The organism is Polaromonas sp. (assembly GCF_030680935.1).
In the GTDB taxonomy this organism is placed as follows: domain Bacteria; phylum Pseudomonadota; class Gammaproteobacteria; order Burkholderiales; family Burkholderiaceae_C; genus Polaromonas.
The window spans coordinates 22,386-45,276 of record NZ_JAUXUP010000027.1 but is presented as its reverse complement, the minus strand read 5'-3'; the positions used below and the strand labels follow the sequence as shown (position 1 = coordinate 45,276).

Annotated in this window: 16 protein-coding genes and 1 pseudogene; 4 read left to right on the top strand and 13 right to left on the bottom strand. The window is 59.7% G+C overall.

What is annotated here, in order from left to right; translation table 11 throughout:
- Positions 1 to 285: 285 nt before the first annotated feature.
- The 4 genes and pseudogenes from Q8L50_RS07715 to Q8L50_RS07700 all read left to right on the top strand — a co-directional run bounded on the left by Q8L50_RS07715 (position 286) and on the right by Q8L50_RS07700 (position 8,578).
- Positions 286 to 2,934 (top strand): PD-(D/E)XK nuclease family protein, encoded by a 2,649-nt coding sequence (locus Q8L50_RS07715; RefSeq protein ID WP_305348083.1) that lies wholly within the window; start codon positions 286 to 288, stop codon positions 2,932 to 2,934.
- Positions 2,931 to 6,179, top strand: a complete 3,249-nt coding sequence (locus Q8L50_RS07710; RefSeq protein ID WP_305348082.1) for an exodeoxyribonuclease V subunit beta — start codon at positions 2,931 to 2,933, stop codon at positions 6,177 to 6,179. Before Q8L50_RS07715 ends, Q8L50_RS07710 begins: the two co-directional genes overlap by 4 nt.
- A gap of 579 nt (positions 6,180 to 6,758) precedes the next feature.
- Positions 6,759 to 7,335, top strand: a pseudogene (locus Q8L50_RS07705) (IS66 family transposase); the annotation flags it as partial.
- 130 nt (positions 7,336 to 7,465) lie between these two features.
- A complete protein-coding gene (locus Q8L50_RS07700) occupies positions 7,466 to 8,578 on the top strand; it encodes an IS30 family transposase (RefSeq protein WP_305348081.1) in 1,113 nt (370 codons plus the stop codon).
- Between the two features lie 439 nt (positions 8,579 to 9,017).
- On the opposite strand, the gene Q8L50_RS07695 is transcribed toward Q8L50_RS07700, so the two are convergent.
- The 13 genes from Q8L50_RS07695 to Q8L50_RS07635 form a co-directional block, all read right to left on the bottom strand.
- Positions 9,018 to 10,700 carry a hypothetical protein gene (locus tag Q8L50_RS07695; protein ID WP_305348080.1) on the bottom strand — a complete coding sequence of 561 codons (1,683 nt, stop codon included), beginning with the start codon at positions 10,698 to 10,700 and terminating at the stop codon, positions 9,018 to 9,020.
- Between the two features lie 192 nt (positions 10,701 to 10,892).
- A complete protein-coding gene (locus Q8L50_RS07690; protein ID WP_305348079.1) occupies positions 10,893 to 11,342 on the bottom strand; it encodes a cyclic-phosphate processing receiver domain-containing protein in 450 nt (149 codons plus the stop codon).
- Between the two features lie 36 nt (positions 11,343 to 11,378).
- Positions 11,379 to 12,467, bottom strand: a complete 1,089-nt coding sequence (locus tag Q8L50_RS07685) for a hypothetical protein (protein WP_305348078.1) — start codon at positions 12,465 to 12,467, stop codon at positions 11,379 to 11,381.
- A 25-nt stretch (positions 12,468 to 12,492) separates the two neighbouring features.
- Entirely contained in the window at positions 12,493 to 13,092 is a 600-nt protein-coding gene (locus tag Q8L50_RS07680; RefSeq protein ID WP_305348077.1) for a histidine phosphatase family protein, read from the bottom strand.
- Positions 13,089 to 13,550 (bottom strand): NUDIX domain-containing protein, encoded by a 462-nt coding sequence (locus Q8L50_RS07675; RefSeq protein ID WP_305348076.1) that lies wholly within the window; start codon positions 13,548 to 13,550, stop codon positions 13,089 to 13,091. The genes Q8L50_RS07680 and Q8L50_RS07675 overlap by 4 nt, the downstream gene beginning before the upstream one ends.
- A 66-nt stretch (positions 13,551 to 13,616) precedes the next feature.
- Positions 13,617 to 14,372 (bottom strand): hypothetical protein, encoded by a 756-nt coding sequence (locus Q8L50_RS07670; protein ID WP_305348075.1) that lies wholly within the window; start codon positions 14,370 to 14,372, stop codon positions 13,617 to 13,619.
- A gap of 404 nt (positions 14,373 to 14,776) precedes the next feature.
- Complete coding sequence (locus tag Q8L50_RS07665) at positions 14,777 to 15,013, bottom strand: hypothetical protein (RefSeq protein WP_305348074.1); 237 nt, start codon at positions 15,011 to 15,013, stop codon at positions 14,777 to 14,779.
- 99 nt (positions 15,014 to 15,112) lie between these two features.
- Entirely contained in the window at positions 15,113 to 18,580 is a 3,468-nt protein-coding gene (locus Q8L50_RS07660; protein WP_305348073.1) for a type IV secretory system conjugative DNA transfer family protein, read from the bottom strand.
- Positions 18,581 to 19,078: 498 nt separating this feature from the next.
- Positions 19,079 to 19,294 carry a hypothetical protein gene (locus Q8L50_RS07655; protein WP_305348072.1) on the bottom strand — a complete coding sequence of 72 codons (216 nt, stop codon included), beginning with the start codon at positions 19,292 to 19,294 and terminating at the stop codon, positions 19,079 to 19,081.
- A gap of 42 nt (positions 19,295 to 19,336) precedes the next feature.
- The gene (locus tag Q8L50_RS07650; protein WP_305348071.1) at positions 19,337 to 19,612 is read right to left on the bottom strand and encodes a hypothetical protein; all 276 of its coding nucleotides are present in this window, start codon (positions 19,610 to 19,612) and stop codon (positions 19,337 to 19,339) included.
- 12 nt (positions 19,613 to 19,624) lie between these two features.
- A complete protein-coding gene (locus Q8L50_RS07645; protein ID WP_305348070.1) occupies positions 19,625 to 21,145 on the bottom strand; it encodes a ThiF family adenylyltransferase in 1,521 nt (506 codons plus the stop codon).
- Positions 21,146 to 21,147: 2 nt separating this feature from the next.
- Positions 21,148 to 21,585, bottom strand: coding sequence for a hypothetical protein (locus tag Q8L50_RS07640; RefSeq protein ID WP_305348069.1), 438 nt, complete (start codon positions 21,583 to 21,585; stop codon positions 21,148 to 21,150).
- Complete coding sequence (locus tag Q8L50_RS07635; protein ID WP_305348068.1) at positions 21,582 to 22,874, bottom strand: DUF4407 domain-containing protein; 1,293 nt, start codon at positions 22,872 to 22,874, stop codon at positions 21,582 to 21,584. The genes Q8L50_RS07640 and Q8L50_RS07635 overlap by 4 nt, the downstream gene beginning before the upstream one ends.
- Positions 22,875 to 22,891: the final 17 nt, after the last annotated feature.

The following is a 22,891-nucleotide window of genomic DNA, read 5'->3' as shown; positions in this document are numbered from 1 at the left end:
CGCGGTAATGCTCGCATCTGATAAGTTCGAAAAGCAAGCATCAGAGCTGGCGGAAAGTACCCCTCAATGGTGAAGTCAGGCGACGGACGCGGCAACAGCCCAAGCCGCCATGCGTTTTCGAACACACGGCGGTTGTCCAAGTGAGGGGGAAGCCAGCGATTGAGAGTTGCCAACCGTTGCCTCTGTGCACGAAAGAATGACGCCGACGGGAGGTTAGCGGTCACATATTGTTGACGCATCTGAGACACCCCGGCACACTAGAACACTGAAATCAGGGGACCAAGCATGCGCATTACTTTCGGCCTGCACGTCGGGTCATGGCACGGGCCAGGAGCGGCCCATCTTGGGAATCCAGTGGTGGGTCAATCGGCCTTCCTAAACTTGTTGGAAGTGCAACTTGGACTCTCGGCGCCTGCGGTGCCAGCCGCCCGGCGCACCGCCGCCTACCTAGTAGCGCTGCGCAAGGCCGACGACCCATCAAGGTTTTATCACGGCAGCCTCGCGGCAGACGAGATTGGGACGGCTGCCCACCTATTGCGGTGGCGGGACGAGTGGATGCTCGGCGGTTGGGACGGATTCGGGAGCCAAGCCTGGCCCCAACGCCTGGCTGATCTTGCTGCGGTCGAGAATTTTGTGGTGGGTACGGTTCCCCAAGGCGAGGGGGAGCGGTTGGCGAAGGTCGCTGAAAAACTCAAGGTCCGTTCCACGCAGATTGAAAGCATACGGCTGCTGGATCCTTTTGCCCTTTATCCAGCACGTTGGCGCACTGTCCTCGAGCTGCTTCCACTAGACCGGCAGCCTTCTGAGGTTGCAACCCCCGTTGGTGACTTGGGACGACTGCAAACCGGGTGCAGGCAGGCGCTAGAGCAGCGCAATCTTCCGGTGGTGAACTCTTTGGCGCACGACGCCACGATTCACGTGCTGAGACCCTTGAGTTGCGAAGTGGCCGAACACTGGCTGGCGCATCGAATCCGGTGCACGCCAGACGCATCAAGGATGATCGTCAGCGAGGAACACGGCGCGTCGCTTGATGAGACCCTGAGAGCGCACGGAGCTCCGGCCTGCGGCTTCGGAGAGGCAAGCACTCTCCGACCTGCGATGCAGGCGTTGCCGCTCGCGCTGGAAACGCTGTGGGACCCGGCTGAGCCGAACCGACTCCTTGAGTTCCTGATGCATCCGGTTGGACCCTTTTCCCGAAAAGATCGTCGGACTCTAGGGAAGGCATACGCACAGCAGCCCGGTATTGGGGGGCCTCAGTGGCTCGCCGCCCGTGAACGTATCCGCGCCGAATCCGGCGACAAAGCCTTGCTCGCAGTGGATGCATGGTTGGAAAGCACCCGGTTCAGCCGCACGGAAGGCGCATCCTTGGAGCTGGTGATCGCGCGGGTCAGCCAGTTGCAGCAGGCCATTCAGGGTAGGGCTTCCGCTTTGGATGAAAGCGCAACCGAGCAGGGTGAGTTGCTAGCGGCAGTCAAGCAGTGCTCCGCAGTCTTGCAGGGTTTGCAGGAATTGCGTGGCAGTGACCTGACTTTGGTGCGCCCTCGCCTTTTGGAGCAGCTCACCGCCCAAGCGACATCAGGCACCAGCAGTAGCCTGGCAATTGCGGAAGTGAAGTGCGCGCAGAGCGCTTCGACGCCGGCGGCTTGCTCTGTCGAATCGGCCGACGAGGTCATTTGGTGGATGCCCGCCAAGCCTGCTCTGCCGCCTTCTCACCCCTGGGTGGCGTCAGAACTCGAATCCCTGAAAGCGGGGGGCGTGCAACTGCGTGATCCCGCCGCGGAAATGGCGGCGCTGATGGCTGAGTGGGTGCGTCCGGTGCTTGCCGCGCGCAAGCACCTGATCCTGATGCTCCCTCCAGAAGGCACCGAAGAGCACCCTGCTTGGCAGCTGATGAAGAACATCGCGCCAAGCATACAAACGATACCTCTGGACCAGTTTGCAGCCAACCACGGCGTCTTGGAAGTTGTTCCGGCCCGGCCGCTGCGGCCGCCGGCTGGGGTTTGGATGCTGGATCCCACGGCGCCATGGCGGGCACACTTCCCTCGTCCAACGCGCATGTCCACGCAGTCGTACAGCTCACTGGAGATCCAGCTGAATAATCCAGCGCTGGCCATCCTGAAAGATGCCGCTGCACTGCGCGCATCCAATACCGTCAAGGTCGACGACGGGACGCGTCTTCTCGGGACCCTGGCTCACCGATTGGTCGAACGCTTGTTCGGGGAAGAGGGCGCCCTGGGCTGGAACACCGCACGGCTAGATGCTTGGTTCCCGAACGCATTGGAATTGCTGTTGGAGCAGGAGGGAGCGCCCCTACTTGCGCCAGGCAGTGCAGTCCAGCTTCACCAGTTCCGGCAAACGGCGCGACACGGCATTGAGGTGCTTCTGGTCCACCTGCAGCACGCTGGCGCCTTTAGGGTCGAGGCTGAGCGCGCCTTGAGCGGCTCGATGGGGGACGTGCCGCTGAACGGAGCCACGGATCTGCTGGTCCACCTCAGTGGCGGTCGAACCGCTGCTTTGGACCTGAAATGGTCCCGGGCTAGCCGGTTCTACGACGTGCTGAAGCAGGGTGAATACCTCCAGCTTGCCTTCTACGCCGGTATGGTAGAGCACGAATTGGGGCAGGCTCCGATCGCTGTAGGTTATTTCACTTTCCTAGACGCAACGCTATTGACGCTGACCCCGGAGTTGTTTGCTCCCTCAGCCAAAGTGGTGACGGCAAAGAATGGCGCTACCCCGGTCCAGCTGGTGCAGATGGCGTCTGCCTCCTGGCAGTGGCGCGTGAGGCAGTGGCAAGAAGGCAGGATCGAGGTTATCGGGAGCGGGCTTGATCCAGAGCCTACAGTCCCCCCTGATGGATGCTTGCCCCTCAAGCAGCTCGGGCCTTGGTACGGGGATTTCGAGGCGCTCTACCGCAGCTGGGACACCGCACAATGAATGTCGAATTTGTCCGGGCCGGGGCAGGAAGCGGGAAGACCCACTACCTCACGCAGCTGCTTGCGCAACGACTAAAGGATGGGGCCGCGCGTCCTCATGCCGTGTTGGCCACCACATTCACCGTGAAAGCGGCAAGCGAGCTACGAGAACGGGCCCGAGCACGCCTGCTGAAAGAGGGACGCTTGGACCTGTCTGCTGCGATTGGCCAAGCCAAGATCGGAACCATCAACAGTGTCTGCGGGCAGCTGATCAAGCGTTTCTGTTTCGAGCTCGGGATTTCTCCTGATCAGACGGTGCTCGACGAACATCAAGGCAAGCAACTGGTGGGGATCGCCATCGAAAGCGTTCAGTCGCCTTTAGAGGTCCAAGCGTTGATGGATCTAGGCCACCGATTCAGTATCGGAAGCGACGATCGACGGGCGGTGAACACCGAACAGAAGCGCCGTGACGCACTCACCGCCACGATCGGTGCCGTGATCGATGCGGCTCGCTCCAACGACCTGTCTGCGGATGACGTGTGGGCAATGGGACCGCGCAATGCGGATGCCATGTTGGCCTGCTGGCCGACGCCCACTGGTCACCACACAGCTGCACTTCTGGAGGCCTTACTGACGGCCTTGCCGCAGTTGCAAGCCGTCCAGGCTGCCGGCAACACGACCGCAGTGCTGGCAAAGGGAATTGATCAGGTTCAGCAGGCCATTCAGGGTATCGCTCGAGGCACTTTGGCCTGGAGCGATTGGCACAAACTGGCCGGAGTCGAAGCGGGTGCCAAGCAACGACCGATGCTCGTCCCCGTCCAGGACGTTGCCCGCCTGCACGACTCCCATGTCGGCTTCCATGACGATATCCGGCAGTACCTTTCGCTCGTTTTCGAGCTGGCCGCTCGCGCCCTGCAAGCCTTTGCTGATGCCAAGCGTGAGCTTGGCGTCGTTGACTTTAACGATCAGGAAGTGATGCTACTTCGCGCGCTAAAAGACAGCGACCTTGTGCGGCAGGCTCTCCGTGAAGAACTGGATCTCGTTCTCGTGGATGAATTTCAGGACACTAACCCCTTGCAGTTGGCCATCTTCGTGGAGTTGGCGAAGCTTGCCAAAGCGTCCGTCTGGGTCGGCGACCAGAAACAAGCCATCTACGGATTCAGGGGTACTGACTCGAGCCTCATTCAGCAAATTCTCAGCTCTGTAAGAGAATGGGGCGGGACGCTGGGTGCGCCGTTGACACAATCTTGGCGCTCGACCGCCCCCCTCGTTGAGTTGGCCAATCAGGTGTTCGTGCCGGCCTTTGCGCCTGCAGCACCCGCCGATATCACCCTGACAGCGCAACGGCCAGCCCTTGAAGGCCCGAACCTGCTGAATTGGAGTTTCGTCCTCCCCAAAGGTAAGCGGGCGCTCGATGTCACTGCGCTCGGTCCAGCCGTCACCCAGCTACTCGACCGCGGACTGCAGATCCAAGACAAGGTCACCGGAGAGCCCCGGCCTCTGCGACCGGATGACGTCGCGATCCTTTGTCGCTCTAACAAGACTGTACGTGACGCTGTTGCAGCGCTTGGTCGGTGGGGCATTCCAGCGGCGGCAGAGAGCCCGGGCTTGCTCGACACACCCGAGTGTCAGCTCGTCCTTGCATGCCTGCGGAGAATGCATGACCCTGAGGACACCGTCGCATCGGCCCTGATCGTATCGCTCAGTGATGCTGAGGAGCCGGTGGAGTGGCTCCAAGACCGTCTGAGCTTTCTCGCAAAGTTGGACATGGACGAACAGGAGCACCCCCGGCACGCTCGGTCCTCCTGGAAGGTCGAAGGCGAAGGTGCTCACCCTCTACTCGCGCACCTTCACGCCGAACGAGGGCGCTTGCTCTCGATGACGCCGCACGAAGCGTTGCGCTTCGCAAAGGCGCGATCAGGCGTCGCCCGCCTGGCCCACCAGTGGTCGGGCAACGACCGCTCTGCCCAAGTGCGAATCGCAAACGTAGAGGCCCTGCTGATGCTCGGGCGCGAGTACGAGCAACTGTGCCTTAACTCTCGCAAGCCGGCCACCATCAACGGCTTGCTGCTTCATCTGGCCGACCTCGCCGACAAGGCCATGGATGGACGGGCTGCCGCGGCTTATGGTGCTGTGGAGATCATGACGTGTCACGGTGCCAAGGGTCTGGAATGGCCGGTCGTGATCGTCCTTGGCCTGAACCATGGCCACCGTACAGATCTCTGGAACGTGCGCGCTAGGACGGAGGGCGCTTTTGACGCGCAAAAACCGTTGGCGCGCCGCTTCATCCACTGCTGGCCATACCCCTATGGTGCTTCTTCAGACGTCCCTGCTACGCAAACCGCGGAGGACAGCCAGGCAGGGCTACATATGGCGGAGGAAGCTCGACGAGAAAACTGCCGGCTGCTGTATGTGACTTTGACGCGCGCCCGCGACATGGTGGTACTGGTAGGCGCCACAAAGGATGCCGACGAGGCTCCCGCACGGGATTGGCTGGACGAGGTCGGCGCATCCGACAAACTCTGGGGCCATGAGGGAACTCGGGAAATCAACGGTGTTCAACTGCGGTGCGAGCGCGCGGCCTGGGATCCGGCAGAAGCCAGTGCGGCGCCACCAGCCCGGCCGGCTCAAGTCCTGCAGTTTTTTGAGCCAGGTGCGCCCAAGAAGCTCTCGCGGCTCTGGTATGCACCGAGCTCCATCAAGGAGCGCGAAGGGGCGTTCAAGGTGGCCACCATTGAGGATGTCGGTGCACGAATCGCTGTTCAACCAGGAACGGATTTCGAATCCCTTGGCTCCGCGATACATGCGTGCATTGCATGCGCGACGATTGATCCAGTACGGGGGCTGAACGAAGAGGAGATCGAGCAGATTCTGCGGCGTTGGAGTGTGTATGGCTCCATCAGCCCTGCTGCTGTCCAAAAACAGATCACTGCGTTCACCGCCTGGTGGCGCGCCAGATGGCCCGATGCGACACCCGAGGTGGAGGTTCCGGTAGAGGCCCGAATGGAAGACGGGTCGATCATACGAGGCCAAATCGACCTTCTACTCAAGGTCGGTGCCGGACGAGTGCTGATTGACCACAAGTCTGATCCTCGTGGCGCTGGCGTCGACGACCGGCTCGCCCGGGCGCATGGCGGACAACTGGAAGCCTATGCCTATGCAGTCCAGTTGGCGACGAAGGAGCAGGTCACCGAACGCTGGCTATTTCTGCCAGTGTCAGCAAAGGCGGTCCGGATCGAGGCTGCTTCGCAGGCGGCCATCGGCTGAGCTGGCTCTTCGGAACAGACGACCTGCATATCTCGTCTCTTCAGGCGGAACTCCGGGGGCGCATCCGCATACGCTGCGCAACTGAATCCTGCGATGCCTACGGCAAGCGCCCCGAGTCCGCCGATACAAGGGTTGATCATCGGGGCAGTCAATTCTGCGCGACGCTCAAGGTCTCGCCGCCATTGAGTAAGTTGCGGCAACACGGGGAGCTGTGTCAAGGTTCTGCAGACGATGCTCCCGACTATGGAGGCCTGGATTAGATATCCGGGTCCCGAAAACAAGAACCTAGCGAAGCATGGGCATTGATCTCAGTGAATTTGGGACAGACACACACGCCACTGATGTCGGTTCAGATGAGAGCGCAAAATATCTGTATGCGTCTGGCAATCCCTTCTTGAGATATACCCACCACTGGGGCATCGTGTGTACGATGAAGACCATGCACACGATGGCAAACGAGGCGACCGCCCAACGCCCCAAGCCGCGCTACTACCCCCCAGAACTCAAAGTCCAGATCGTGGCCGAATACCAGGTCTCTGCCGCTTCAGTGGCCGGAGTAGCACTTGCATTCTGGCTGCCGGCGTCACCGAGGTGGGCTGCCTCGCCCACGCGGGGCGCAAGCTCTTCGATCTGCACGCGACCAACCAGAGCCGGATCGCCCAGAGCGCGCTGGAGCAGCTGGCCTGCATCTACGAGATCGAGAGTGAGGTCAAGGAGCTCAGCGCCGAGCAGCGTTTGGCAGTCCGGAGGGAGAGAACGAAGCCGCTCCTGGACGACCTGCACGAATGGATGACGCTGCAGTGGCGCAAGGCTCCCTGACGGATCGGCCACAGCCAAGGCGCTGGATTACAGCCTCAAACGCTGGGCCGCACTTATCCGCTTCGCAGATGACGGACATTTGCCCGTAGACAACAATTGGATCGAGAACCAGATCCGGCCCGTCGCCATCGGCCGCAACAGCTGGCTGTTTGCCGGCAGCTTGCGCGCGGGCAAGCTGGCGGCAGCGGTCATGAGCCTGATCCAGTCAGCACGCATGAACGGGCATGACCCATGGGCATATATCAACGACGTACTCCGGCGCCTGCCAACCCACCCGAATAGCCGCATCGACGAACTGCTCCCGTACCATTGGCGACCAATGACGCTGATAGCGTGAAGCCCGTTCAGGTCTCGGCTACGATGTCTCGGTTGCCGCCGATCAAGCTGTGCCCCAGATCGTCCGCTACGCAGGGCGGATTCAACCGGTCGACGCAACACACTAACCACCGCTTAGGCGGAAGGCCTTGATGTGGGAGCGCTGGAAGCAAGGCTGGACGCTTCATGAGATTGGCAAGCTCTTCGATCGTGCCCATACGTCGATTCACAGAATACTTGCGGAGACAGGTGGATTTCGCCCGGCGCAGCGATTGCGTGCATCAAGTGCATTGACCCTGGCGGAACGCGAAGAGATCTCGCGAGCGATGGTGGCAGGCGAATCGATTCGATCAACAGCGGCGAGGCTCGGGCGCGCACCATCGACGATCAGCAGGGAGATCAAGCGCAATGGTGGCGGTGAAGGCTACCGTGCAAATCAGGCCGATGAAGCGGCTTGGGAGCGAGCGCGGCGCCCAAAGCGCTGCAAGCTGATTGAGGACCGTGCCTTGGCGCGAATCGTCGCTGACAAGTTGCGCTTGCTCTGGTCGCCAGAACAAATCGCAGGTTGGCTCAAGCATACTTATCCGAGCGACGAGAGCCATCACGTGTCACACGAGACCATCTACCGCAGTCTGTTCATTCAAGCGCGTGGTGCCTTGAAGAGGGAGTTGCTGGAGCACCTGAGACGTACCCGCGGGATGCGTCGATCTCGTCACTACACGCAAAAGACCGCAATTCACGGACAGATCGTCGATGCTGTTTCGATCAGCGAGCGGCCTGCCTTCGTCGAAGACCGAGCGGTGCCCGGCCACTGGGAGGGAGACCTGGTCTTTGGTAGTGGCAAGAGCCAGATCGCGACATTGGTCGAGCGTCAAACGCGATATGTGATGTTGGTGAAGCTGGATGGCAAAGACTCGCAAACGGTCGTCAACGCGCTCATCAAGAACCCCCGAAAACTTCCGCAAGAGCTCTACAAGTCACTGACCTGGGATAGAGGCACGGAGATGCATGCGCACAAGCAGTTCACCATGGCCACCGACATCCAGGTCTTCTTCTGCGATCCACAAAGCCCGTGGCAACGCGGAAGCAACGAGAACACGAATGGGCTGCTCAGGCAGTACATGCCCAAGGGCATGGATATTTCGGGTTTCTCACAGCTTCAACTCAACGCGATCGCGAGACAATTGAACGAGAGGCCGCGCAAAACGCTCGGCTTCCACACACCCGCTGAGATGGTCCGCGAATGTGTTGCGTCGACCGGTTGAATGCGCCAGCGGAAGCAGTCATTCACCCGTACCGCTTGAACTACCGGTTTGGGCCAGAAGCAGACGTTCGCCAATGACCGCTAACCGGTAGCTTTTCGTCGAGTTATCGGCACTCAAAACTCAAGGTAATTTTATAAAGCATTGAGGCCTGGCTGATATCACACAAATTGACATAGCCTCCGCGACACCGTTGTGAAATGAATAGTGAAACAGAGAGAAATCAGAACTGGATGACTGCTTGCAGCCAAGGAAACCTTCGTTGTTCCCGCTGGATACTTCGGGAGTCGCGTTTGCATTTGAGGTAGTTGATTGGCCAGTTCGTGGAATTTCGCGAGCGATGATCGGCCGACTGCCGCTTGGGCAGCGTCGTAATGCGGGGGTGCATCCATCGGGCCATCATGTCGTACTCCTGGGCGGCAGGCTAGGTAACCGTGGATCTTCACTTCAATTCAATTCTGTTGGGCAATCCATGTGCTTCTCCACTAGCTACTTCCTGAAAGACCTGGACTGTTCTAGATTCTCCAAATGTGCGCTGAAGCGCTTCACGGCTTGCGAATAGCATGGGTTTGGTGGTGCCAGCCGACGCGGCGACAAGCCCGCGCTGAGCGATCGCCCGCATACCTTTGATCGCGTGCGCTTGCCATATCGAGGATTCAAAAACCGAAACGAGCGCCGAGATTGCCTGTGTTTCGGCAAAGCCTGGCGATGTGTTGCCGCGCCCAGTGTGTTGAACTAATTTCAGAGAAACTCTGAGATTATGACCAGAGGATGTCGTAGCGATCGCGGTTTGAAGGCGAAATTCGGCAGTTGAAAGCGTCCTACGAGATTCTTGCGCCAGCACGGCAACGATCATGGAGCGACCGGAAGCACACGCTTCGTGATATTGGGCGCGGTGTCCACCTGCCAGACAGTTGTTGATCGTTTGACCATGTTTTCTCAAGGCCGCAATGTCCTCGAGACATATCACAACCATTCCGTTCGGAGCAATGAATTCGCCATCGGGGATAAAGCACCAATACCGTTGGCTGTCAATAAAATCAATCAGGTCGCGATGGCGGACGACTGCGAAGGAAAGCTCTTGCGAGAACTTGCGCGCCAGCTCTGTCAACCTCGGCCAGGCCAATCGACCGAGATAGCGATCAATACCGATCGCAATAATGCCGCGACGCTCCATTCCCGCGGCCGTGTGGCTACGATCCAGTTCAAAGTGGTTGAGCACAATTTGCTTGAATGCATCGCGAAAACGCTCAATTAATTCAATGTCGTTTGTATCGGCCTCTGGAAATTGGAGACCTTGCCTGGCAGTGATCCGCATGGCGTGCCGCAGTCGTGCGCCCACAAGTGCGGCGTGCGCTGGTGAACCATGAAACAGATCAGTGAATTGCTTGTACTGTCGGGATAGCAGTTGCCACTGCTGGACATTTCGAGGACGATGTTCAGGCGCGATGGTGTCAAGCGCGGTGAGCAGCTTGTGGGGCTTCGACTCCCATTCAGGTCCCGCCTCGGAAGGGCTTACTCGCCTCAGGCATCGGACGGTCGACGGGGATACGTGAAACTGTTTAGAAATCGAACTGATGGGGGATTGACCAAGATCAATTTCCGAACGAACAGCAGACCATCGCTTGTCTGAATCCTGCCCGACAACTGCCCTCAAAAGTAGGGGCAAGTTCTGCGCAAATTGCATGCGATACAGTCGATGATGATGGCGCCTTGCTAGGTAGTTAAATTCACTTAGAACTATGCCTCTGGGACGTAGCAGCGCGACGACATCTGCATCTAACTGCGCCACGAACTGCCCAACAGCGACTTGCACGCACGCAACCAGCTCACGATTCAACGACTGGCGGTCGTCAACGATACGGACAAGACACGATTCGTAAGGCCGATCCTGAAGCCATTGCCGAGTTATTGAATCAGTGACCTTGTTCAACTTGAAAAGAGCTTCGGCACCGCTATGCAACGGGGTATTTTCGACGGAGATCTTTGGGATCTCCAGATCGTCGGCCAATCGCGTGGCCAGTCTGTCCCAAGACCATGAATCGCCCAATTCAATTAGCAACGTTGCTGCCTGATTCACCTTGCTGGTGTCCCAAGGGTGATCGATCGTGATCGTGGACAGCAACCATGCAGTTCCGTCTTGGAGTCTGAGAAGGACCGTGGAAGGCATATGGCGCAACCCTGCACGCTGAGTACTCCGGTAAGGGGATTGCACGGCAATCCACGAGACCGTGTCGTTCTCGCCAGCGGTCAGGTGATTCTGTACAACATGTACAGAGATGGTCTGGATTGGCGACAACATGCGGCTCGTGTGCAATCAATTCTCAGACCGGTCTTCCCAGGAAATCGACACGTCAGCGAGCCAATCGCTGAAGTTCGCCTGGTTCAGTATCACCATACGGATGCGCATCACCGAGAACCCGGCTCCCGATAGTCGCTTCACCATATCAGGTGCCTTGACTGTGTTCATGCTGTGCACAAGGATTGGTACCGTTTTGGGAACTTTTCGGCATATCAGGTTAACCACGTCACTCCCCGATACCCATTCGTCTGAGAGAGTGCGTGGCTGGCTGTTCAGGTCGTGGTCGAGGCAAATGCCGGCAACACCCTCAGCACCATATTTGAGCATTCCCATGGCTTGGCCTCCAGATGTCACTTCCACCGGTATATAGGGCGTTCCCGACAGCCATTGCCGAAAGAGTGCGATACGGTCTGCGTTATCCTCTATAAGCAGGACGCGGGGCTGAAGAGTCGGTTTATTCGGCATGGAGGCTCCTTTGACTTTGGATAGGGCGCAAACGAACTAGCTGTGTCGCCGCCAAGCACGTAAGACCAGCCGCTTGACCAACTCTGGCATTGCGTAGCCGGCTGCCATGGCCGCATCCGGAAAGAGCGACGTTGCCGTGAAGCCCGGCAGCGTGTTGCACTCCAAAAACCAAAGGCGAGGCGACATTAATTCAGCGTCGCCTTCTTCCACGATGAAATCGACACGTGAATAGTCACGACAGCCCAGCGCGCAATGCACTGAAACCGCAGCGGTCTGCACGAAGCCGAGCCACGCCGCACGCAGCCGGGCCGGGATGATGTGCTCGCTTCCGCCGGTTGAGTACTTGTGCTCGTAGTCGTACCAGGTGCCCGCGGGCGTCACGATCTCCACCACGGGCAAGGCCGCCGGTTCCGGGTCCTCCAGAACGGCGACAGTGATTTCGACCCCAGTGACGGCGACTTGCAAAATAACCAGGTCGTCGTAGGCAAATGCTTGTTCGACGCGCTCGATGATTCGGGCGAGGCGATACTTTGCCATCGAGCCGTTGATCGTGAGGACTGCTTCCTCGGCGGTCAATGACTTGTGGTTGGGCATGACACAGAACGAAATTCCCACCGAGCTGCCCTCTCTTGCCGGTTTGACAATCAGGAGACTGGTACTGGAGTGGGCTTCGGAAAACTCCTGGATACAGCGGCGGATGTCATCGCCCTGTCGCAGGGTCACAAAAGGAGGGACTGCGCACAGGCCCGACTCGTTCGGCCATTCGGTGGCGCGCGTGAACCATTGAGCTACCGCTCGATTCGCGTCAACCTTGTTCCAGCAGAGGACGCTGCTTACCACGTCGCTGCCGACATAAGCCATGTCAAGGGACTCCAGGAGTTGCTGCAGCTCACCGGTTTCGCCGGATCCGTGTGCAACAGGGAAAACGACGTCCGGCTGCCATGCCGTCAGCCGGGACTGAATGTGCGTGTCGAATGCGAAGGTTTGGACCACGGGAAAGCTTGATCGCAATGCCGAACAGACGTTTTCTGCACTTCGTATTGATACCGCATGCTCTGACCCACCCGCGCTGGTGACCACGGCGATCCGAACAGGAGAATAAGTTTGACTAAAGACGTTGTTCATGAAAGGGGTCTGATTCGCAGTAACGCTACTTCGCAGCTCCGATCTGGTACTTGGCGACTTCCAGGTTCGCGTAGGCTGTGCCAGCCAGGGTGGTGTGTAAGTGCGACAACATCTCCTTGGGCGGCAGGACCATGTCGTTCATCAGTGCCCGGTAGGCGTGCATGAAGTATCCGTGAGTGAAGACGATGCAAGATTCAAAATCGGTTTGCTCGACCCAGAGGCGGAACGCCATGCAGCGCTCGATGAAATCCACGAAGCTCTCAGCGTTGCTTCCGCCTTCCTTCTCCAGCGGATCGAGCCGCGCCCAGAATTCTTCGACCTGGCTTCGCCGATCCGCCTCGGAGGGCAGCGGTTGCGAGTACTTCAAGTCCCAATAGGTGAATTCCTGAACGCGATGCGTCATCAGTGGCAAAGTGAACTTTTCCGCCAATGGCAGTGCGGTTTGCACGCTTCTCACGTACGAGGAAACAACGAGGATGTCAGGCCGAACACTCCAGGCCCTTGCAAACTCTCGCGCTCTGGCGTGCCCCTCGGCAGTCAGCGGAATCGTTGCAGGGCCATCGTTCCAATGTAAACCCACATTGGTATGGGAAGCCGCGTGACGAACGAGATACAGAGTTTTCATTTGTTGTCATCCATTTGTTTGACAGCATCCAGCGAGTAGTTTCGCCCGGCCATATGATCTTCGATGCAGCGCATGACCGCGCTGCTTCGATGAAGCGCGCGCTGGGCCAGCACCTGCTCAAGCGTGAGCCAGTGGCATCCCAGAATGCTCGCGTCACGGGCCACATCTGGCACACCCTGGGTTACGGTGCCCCCAAAGGCGAAGCGGACGGTGCAAATAGGCTGGCCTGTCAGGGACGTGTGCGTTGCGACATAGCTTCCTAGGAAGAACGCCGGGACGAAAATGACGCCTGCTTCCTCGGCGGCCTCACGGATGGCAGTATCCGCGAGCGATCGGTCGCCAGTTTCCCAGCGGCCCGATGGGGTATTCAAAACGACACGTCCTTGAGCCCTTTCCTCTACGAGCAGGAAGCGACTTTCCTTTTCAATGACGGCTGCGGCGGTCAGACGGAAGATCATGGGGCGGCTTTGTTGGTTGGGCGGTTTGTGAAAAACAAAGAGAGATTGCCGGTCCTGTCGGCGCCATCAGGCCCAATATCCTTGGGCACGACGCCATTGCTGGTCGACTTTGCGCTTGCCATGCAAGGCCCAGCTTTCGAAACGCGCATGATTGAGGTGTTCGCGGTCGATTGAGCTTGCAGGGAAGCCTGCCAGGCGCAGGTTCGTGACCAGGGCGCGAGCCCTTGGCAAGTCACCCACCACAAGCCAGGAAACGGACCTGTTGATCTTCACCAGCGAGTCGATGAACGCGGCTGCCCCTGCCTCCCCGGGCCAGATGGTGGACACATCTTCCTCGGACACGATGATGCCTGCTAGCGGATCGCACATCGTAGCCGCGTCGCAGAGTACTTTCAGATTTTCGACGGTCATCGCCCCGTCAGGAAAATTGACCCAAGCGCTGATCCTATCGCGCGTTTCCCGCGAACTTGCCGCAATCACAAATTTGTGCTTGATTCGAATGGGCGTTCGGTCTACAGGCACCTCGTCCGCAGGCCTGGAATACGACTGCAGTACTTCTAGCGTGGAGCGGCCCTCCGCACACCACTCCATTTGCTGCCGGCTGTACCATGCGAGCACAGCGTCCCCCTTCACCTCGCAAAGCATTTTGAAGTTTTTTGCGGCCTGTTCGAACTCGCGTCGTTGTCTGTGAATCTCAGCTTCAAGAAAGAGGTGCACGGGCACTTCAACCGATCCCTTTTGTCTCTCAACCCCCCCGGCAACCCATCGATACAGCGGCGCCTCGGTGAAGGCGCGACACTCTGTCAGGAGGACCTCCAGCATTGCCTCGCGCCGCAGGGGGTCCGCTACAGGGAATCCGGCGCGAATCCGGTGGTTTTCCTTCCGCCAAAGCCACAGACGGAGTTCATGTGCTTCGCGAGAATCAGCAAGGAACGGGGCCTGCGCCGAGTCGAGGGCCGCGGCCGCCTGTAGAGGGGATGCTTCGACCCACTTCGCAGGTCGGACGAGGTAATGTCCGCTCTGCGACACAACGTAGTGCGCGCGCAATCCGACCCGACCACATCCTTGGCACCGCACATACTTTGGCCGCGGCATCCGGTTTGAAAGCACGACGCGCTCGAGATCAGAATAGATACTTGTGGCCCAAGTGGAAGATATGACATGCTGAGGGTCTTCGTGCAAACGCCCGCAGTTAGGGCAGGCGACTGAAAGGGGAGGAACTGGAATCATTTGGACTGACTCGTATCGACGGGAGAACGGCGCGCATGAGCTAAGGGCACCACTTTGACTGTATTGATGCTGATATTTCGGTCATCGAAGAGCTCTTCCATCGATGGAACCACCGCTTGCGCCTGCTCAAGGGTCATACCTAAAGCTAGGCTGGAAGGTGCGTCGTTACCTGCGTGAGAAAGCAGCGCAAAGGACGCAACGATCGCGAAGGCGAGCGCTAGTGGAATTGACATGGATTCTTCTTTCCTGAAAAACCCTCGGGCGTCTTCCCGATATCCTCGAACTGCCTCGTCGATCTGACGCTCCTGATACGCCGTCAGAACAGGCTGCCCCTAGTCTGAAGAGTTCGCTACACCGTTCACCGACGTAGCCGCCAGGTCGGTGCTGGACTCAGCTTGCTGTGAATCAAGGGCAGGTGCTTCCAGACGGCGAACGAGCGACATTCCACTTGCGGCGGCGATTTTGGTCGGCGTTGCCTTTTTGGCGAGTTCGCTGGCAAGGCAGTACGTTCCGGAGGAATCCACAAAGAAGAAGTCGGTTGCTGTAGTTCCCCTCAATTGGTCAATGCCGTGCCCACCAGATAGAACAACGGCCTTGTATTCGCCGTCCGCGTCCTGCTTACAGGTCACGTACACAACACTGCCGTCCAGTGTTTGATAGAAGCTACCTCCAACCGTCTTAAGGGTATGAGTGTTGGCCAATTCTTGTTCAAGCAACCAATTGAATGAGCATTCACGCTGTGGTGCGCTACAGAGTTCGCTGACTTCCCGAACCTGTATTTCCTTTTGGAGCGACATCCCCAGCAGGCGACTTGATGACTGTTTGCTGCAGTATTCACCAGTCGGCTTCAGGTCAAAGAATGAACCCGGTCTTTCACCCAGCAGTGCTGCGTCCCGATGTCCACCTTCAAGTACGACAGCTTTGGCAGCCCCGTTGCCATCCACCGAGGTGACGAACACCAGCGATCGGTTGCTGGTTCGGTAGAGCCGGCTGGCCATTGGTTTTACTGGCGACGACGATGTGGAGTGCTGCGCCGTATGCAGCCACGTGACAAGGGCGACCCTGTCGGCCTCAGCGAGTTTGCTGCTCTCATCACGAGTCAGGGTTCCGCGCAGCTTGACGAACCCTTTCATCAAACTCTGCAGTGGCTTGATTTCATTCACTGTCGTTGCGCTTACAGCAACCCCGTCCACTAGCTGCGCAGGCAACAGAGCTGGCGGTGGCGCCGCGCCTGCCAGCATGGAATCCCTGGCTGCAATGCCGTACATTTCACGGGAGAATTTTCGCGCCGATGCCGCTGATTGGGCCCGCTCCGCCTGAGACCGATCTTCAAGCACCGTTTGCGTGGTGAAAATGAATGGCATCGACACCTTGTTGTCAATCAGCAGACGTGCGGCAACTTGGCGGTCAGCAAGTTGCGATAGGGTTAAACGGTTAATCTGAGGTTGCAGAGCCTGCTCCAGCAGTGCAGCGTCTTCTATACCTGTTCGAAAGATCAAACGAGTCGGAACGTTGCCGAGGACCGCGTCCAGCGTAGCGCGTGAGGTTCCAGTGCGAAGTTGCCCTATCGATTGATGCCCCAACACCATCTGCAGCCCCCACTTCCGGCCCTGGTCCAGAACGGCGCCAATATCAGGGCTTAAGTAGTCTTGAAATTCATCGCAGTAGTACGTAAATGGCACCCTTCGCGCTCTGGGCAGATCGAATCGGCTCATGGCAGCCCCAAAGAGTCCCTTGGTAATGAGCATGCCGATCATTTTTGCGTCGAGAGCCCCGATGGCGCCCTTGCTCAAGTTGACCAGCAAGATCTTCTGTTCGTCCATGATCTTTCGAAAATCTATTGTCCGGCGTCTGCTGCACAGGAGCGGTCGCAGCAGCGGGTTGTCGGTGAATCGAGTCAGTTTGTTGGAGATGTAGGGCACCCAGTTCCGAAAAGACGTCTCGCCGCTGGTTGCTTCTGCGGCCTTAAAGAACTCCACGACTTCGTTGGCCATGTGTTCTCCGAGGAACGACATCCTCGCCTTGCTCAGAACCCAGTCGCGCCAATCCTTGTCGCGCAGCAACGCCAAGACCGTGAAGAAGCTGGGGCATCCGTCTTGACGGGATGGGCTTTCGTAGGGCGCAGTGGCAGCCAAAAGCATGGTGTATCTGAAGAACTGTTCGAAACCCGGTCCTCCTGCAGTTTTCATGTCGTACAGGTGATCGAATATGTCGAGCAGGTCCCCAGTAAGGTGGTTGACCGCCAGTGGCGAGGGGTTGTCGCCAAGGTCCAAGGGATTGAGTCCGACGGCCATGCTGGCATCGCTGGGGTCGATGACGACCACGTCCTTCAGGCGATGGTCTGGCACGTGCTCCAAAACTTCTTCAAAGAGATCTCCCGCTGGGTCGCCTAGAGCCAGTCCTCCGCCCTGATCCATATCCTGCCTGATCATGTGGAAAATGGCTTTGGTCTTGCCAACGCCCGTGCCGCCTACCATGTAGACGTGGCGCGAGCGATCAGCTTGACGCAGGCGCACTTCATGCTCAAAGCCCCCAACTTGCGCGGCTCCCAACAGCAAGCCGTCTTGGGGGAGCCGCAGTGCACTGTTCAGATGGTGGCGAGGAAAATCGAGATCCCGCAACGCTTCCGGGTTGGCAAGCAACGGCGGCAGCGACCCGCTGAACGGCATCGCCGTCGTCAGGTCCAAGCCAACGGAGGCATTCGTACAAGGCAAAAATCTGGGCCGCTCAACGCCGGACACAAGGCGACCGCCCGTGTGCAGTGGCAGGACCTCCTTGGCAAAGACGTCAACCAGCGCCGACACACGCCTGGAAGACCAGGGCGCAATGGCGCCCGATAGCATCGGATCCAGGGTGACTTCGATGAAGGGTTCAACCCGTAAAAACTCACCGACGTGGTCAACAAACGTTTGCTTCACCTTAGACAAGACAGCGCCGTGGATACGACCTTGAAAATCCGAGCTCACATCAAGCTTTTCCAAGGCGGAACGCTGCTGACCGATCAGGGCAAAGCGTGAAATCCTGACCCCGACAGCGACCGCCGCTTCCTGAGCCCGGGCGGCCTTGAAGGTGCGCTCCAGCGTGCCGGGCCAAAGCGACGACCCACTGACCGCAGCCCAGAGCGCCAACGAAACCTGGACGGGTGGGTCCGCGGCAGCGGTGAACCCCATGCTCGATTGATCCGTCACGCTGCATGAATCGAACTGCAGAAAAACCCGGTTTGCTTGCGGTATCAGGTCTAGGGATTCCAATTGCCGAAACGAATACTCTTCACTCAATAGCGCAAGTCCAGTGCGAAACACGCCTCGCCAGTCGGTAATGACGTCGGCCAACAGCGAAGGCGCTTTGTCCGGTGGGGCACCCGTCGGCCTCGAGTCACCCTCTCGCTCGATATGAAAGCGGGACGAAACGCCCATGCAGCCGCTGCCTTCCGGATAAAACGAGTGGGTGGCGATCAGGGACTCGCCCTCACTGAGTCGCGCGACAAGCAAGGAGAAGGCTGCATCGATGTTGGACTTCAGACGCCCATCAGCAAGCGCGGATTCCTGCTGCAAAAAGGAAAGCCGAAGCGCGTCGCCGTGACTTACGCTGGCGAGCTGAAAAACCGGGCTGATCCGGGATGCAAGTGGAGCGATTTCCAGCGCGGGAGAGTCCATATGGGATTCAATGCGCCCATCATTTCCGCGGCTCTTGGCGACTCGTCGATCTCCCGAATCTGCGAAGCTAGCCGGCACATCGACCGGCGATGGCTCGGGTACAACGACGCCTGTGAAGTCCTGCATTGTCACGTCTGGCATCATGCCGGGCTCCTAGAATGCGCTTGCGCCCGCGAACCCCGGCTCAGCCCGCCAAACGAGCGGCCGTAGCCGAGTGCAGTCCGGAACGGACTACTAGGCCTAGGGCCGAACGTCCACGCGCGGCCAATATCAAAGCCCAGCAGTGAGCGAGCGCTCCAGTGAGCAAACGCGCGCTCCAAGTGTTGGCGAGCGCGCTCACCCAGACGGAGCAGGGCGGTGGGGTTTGGCATCAGCATGGTTTTCGGGGAAGTCGATCTAGCGAGAGAAGCAGCTGTCCAGCTCGCACTCAATTTGTCTAGCAGGCCCGAAGCGTTGCAACGGGATCGGCGCGCGATGGATCGGAGCCACAGGGGACATTTGACGAGGCGCAAGGCTTGGGTAGCGTCAGCCCCTCCTGGACCGGCCGAAGAAACGTTGCTTCCAAAGCGCATATCTATGTGAACTCCTTTTGATTTTTGATGTTGCCGAGACGGTGCCTTTACCGAAGGCAGTTGTTGCAGCTCAGTTGAATACTGCTCCTGCGGCTGCAAGATCCACAAATTTGGCATGTTGGGCAAGCGTTTCGTCGTTACATTTAGCGAGCAGGGTTGCACAGACGGAACAATCCGGATTGCTCTCCAGGTTAGTGATCGAGGAATCAATCTTCTGCGCCTTTTCTTCACAGCTGTGCCTGTAAAGCGAGGCTGCGGGTTCGTACCAGCCGCAAACCAAGTTCATGACTTCCTCCAGGACCTAGAAATCAAAAGCGCGGCGATGGCATCAACCATGCGCGCCGGCTCCTTTCGCGCTGGCTGCTCTCCGCTTGCGTGGCGGCCCGCCCTTTGCCACGTGCGTCAGGTGGGTATCAAAGCCTTCGGGCAAGGGTCGTCGGAACGCGCTGCGAGGCAGCAACTGGCCTTTGCCGGCCTCGTCGAAAACGGTCACGGCGTTGACGTCGCCGGGGACGACGTCGCCAATCGTCGCGTTTTCGGGCGCGAACACGGTTTCACCGTCGACGATGATGGGCTTCAGGCGTTGAGGATTGAACTTGGCCATGGAGATTTCCTTTCAGTGGGATTTGGAGAGACAAGGGACAGGGACAACTTCGTTCATCGCTTCGGACAACAATGCGTTCGCAGCGGCGGCAAGAACCAGATGCGAGCCAGTGGCCGGCAAACGGCCTTCGCGGCACAGGCCGGCCTGCGTCCCACAGACGGGGCAACCCGGGTCGGGCCAAAGATCGGCCAACGTAGCGTCCAGGCGCTGGATTTGCGTGCTGTCGCTGCGCCAGAAGACAGACGCCGCCGCTGGCGCCCAGCCGCAGTACCAGTTCATGACTTCACGCAGCATCCAGCTGACAGCTTGCTGGTTGACGAGATAGGCCGATGGCGTCGCCTTTTGTGGCTCCTGCGCCAGATAGCCGGCGGCGCGCTGTTGGCGCAAGGACTCTAGGTCCATGAACTGCGTCGGCAGCTTGCGCGGGCAGAACTCGACCGGCGCGCAATGGCCGCAGGCGGTGACCGTGGGTAACACCATGCTGGTGCGCACTTCATGGTGGACCGCCGGTTGCGTGTGCAACAGCACGCCGCAGTCGAACCAGGGAATCATGTACTGCACGGCCAGCTGGTTGAGCCACCAGCGGGTTTCGGGGTTGTCCACGCAGCCCAGGATGAGATCTGCGCTTTCGAGCAACGGACGCGCCGCCTCGTCGAAGCACTTTGCCGCCACGCCCTCAAAGCGCGTTGCTGGCGCAATGCGCCGCGCGTGGTCCGCCAGCACGTCAATCTTCAGCCGGCCTATGTCCGCGGGACCGGCGCCCTGCAGGCGGTTGAGATTGCTGGCTTCAACCCGGTCGGCATCGATCACTGACACTTTTCCAAAGCCCAGTCGCAGCAGACTCTCGAGCGCGATCGATCCGGTGCCACCTGCGCCAACCACAACCGCGTGAGAGCGCCCAATAAGGTTTTGCTCACGGGCGCTGACCAAGCCTTCGTTGCGTGCGAAGCGCTCCTCGATGACCGGCGTGCCGATGTCGCTCATGCACTGCGCGCGTGCGCCGATCCGGTCGATCCGCAAGGCGCTGAAGGCTGGGCCGCCGGGCGCTTGGTCGTCGACGAAGCGCGCGGCCCAATCGCCTCGGGAGATGACGATCGCTGCGGCGAACAACTCACGGCCAGGCGGCATGAAGGCCTGCACAGTGTGCTTGAGGTAGCGCGCGTTGACCCGGTCGTCGCGGGTGTCCGTTGAGGAGAAGCGCGCAGAGTGGGAAAAGTGGTGGTCGTGGATATCGACCACCGCCGTGAACCCGCCCTCGACCGCGCGGTGGAATACCTTCGCCTTGATCTGCCGGTCCAGAGTGACGTGGCCATAACCGGAGCTGATGAAACAGTCGGGTGCGAACAGCAGCACGTCGCCGGGCTCGGCCACAACGATGGTGAGTTGCCCGTCGGCGCCGCGGTACGCGTGCCCGAGCGCGTAGGAGAGGGACTCGACGTCCTTGCCCGGCGCCAGGTGGTGGGCCTCGAGCTTGGCCGCGACCGCATCGCTGATGCGCAGCCGGCCGCCGAAACTGTGTCGATCGATTTGCATATCTATACTCCTGATAAACGCCAAAACTCACTCAACATCTTCTGGATGTTGTCGCCCTTGTTAGGCTGGGCCGCGTCGTAAAGCCAGCCGTCGAGATAGCCGATGCACAGCCACTCGAAGCCGGTTACGGACGGCGCGCCGTGAAACCCCTTTTCGCGAAACACGTTGAACCGCGCCTGCAGGCTAGCCACGACACGGCTGTTGTCAGGCCGGCGCAGGATGTACAGACCCTTGGGTGGGTCGGCCGGAAAGGCGGTGACTATCAACGCGATGTCGATGCGGTCCGGCGCGTAGCTGTCGGGCAGCGGAAAGTCGCGCAGAATCATGGTTTCGCCCGACGGCGTGATCGCCACGCGCGGGCGCACCGCGCACTGGAACCTGCCCAGCCATTGCTCCAGGTTGTTGAGCTCCCACTCGAGCAGCTCGGCGCGCGCTTTCATGCCTCACCTTTCTCACGCGCTGCCGGTGTCCCTGGGGCATGCTCCGGGTCCGCTTGCGCCGCTGGCGCGCCGCCCGATTCTGCGGCGGTCGCGGGTCGCACCCGCACCGAGCGCCGTGCGGCGGCCTGTACCAGTTCCATCTCGTGGTGGGCCAGGATGCCTGCGGCAGCGCTGCGGTCCTGCGCAATGCGCTCCACGTCGAAGGGTGTCGTCGACAGGAACGCCAGTCCGAGCAGCGGCGACATCTCCAGAACGAAAAGAAACACCGCCGCGATAAAGGTGACCAGCACCAGGCCCGGCCCAACGTCGCTGTCGCCGTACAGCTTGATCAGGGTGCTGGCTTCGGCGAACAGGCCGCGCTTGCGCTTCACGTAGCGCGCATCCTCCTGCATGTCAGCTTCGATGTTGCCCATTGCGCCCGCGCGGTCGGCGGCGATGCGCTCGCGGTCGGCGTTGAGCTGCTGCAGCTCGGCCTGCACCTTGGCCAGCGCTTCTCGGCTGCGCGTCTCGCGTGCGCGGGCGTTGACCCCGGCGTCCTGGCTCTGGCGCGCGATCATCTGGTAGGCGTCGTGGCGCACGCCCGGCCCGCTGGCGCGGCCCGCGATGCCTCCCAGCTCGGCCGCCACGTTGAACTGTGCGCCGTGCATACGCTCTTCTGCCACTTCGGCGAGCTTGCGGCTGGCGGCGTAGTCCTCGCGCAGGATGACCGCTTGCGCCTCCAGTTCGGCAGACCGCTTGGTAACGCTGCGCGTGCGCTCGCCGATCTGCGAGTCGATGCGGGCGGCGATTTCCGCGCGCAGCGGCGCGTTGGACGCCTGCTGGTCGCGCTGCTGCCGGGCGTGGATTTCCGCGCCGGAGTGGTTGATGAGGAACACCGCGGTGGTCACGACGCTGAAGGACAGCGCGGCCAGAGAGCGCAGCGCAAACTCCCAGCGATTGGGCAGCAGCCCATCGATAGCATAGCTGGCGAGCGCGCCTCGCGGGTTGCGCGGCTGCGAGACAATCATGCGGTCAACCGCGAGCATCATCGTCGGGATGAGCGCGAAGGCCGCGCCTCCCGCGGTGCCGAAGAAATACAGCCCGGTTTTGACCCAGGTGACGAGCATGAACACATACCAGATGCACACCAGCAGACCCGCGCCGGTGTAGCGCATCTGCACGTCCATACGGTGCGCCAGGATGGCATCGGCAGGCACGCCCACGAACCACAAGAGCGCCGCGCGGACGGCGGCGACGGCGTTGCGGCCGGTTTGCGTGATCTGCGCCAATGCGTTGTGGTCTGCGTTCATGGTATGTCTCCTGATGT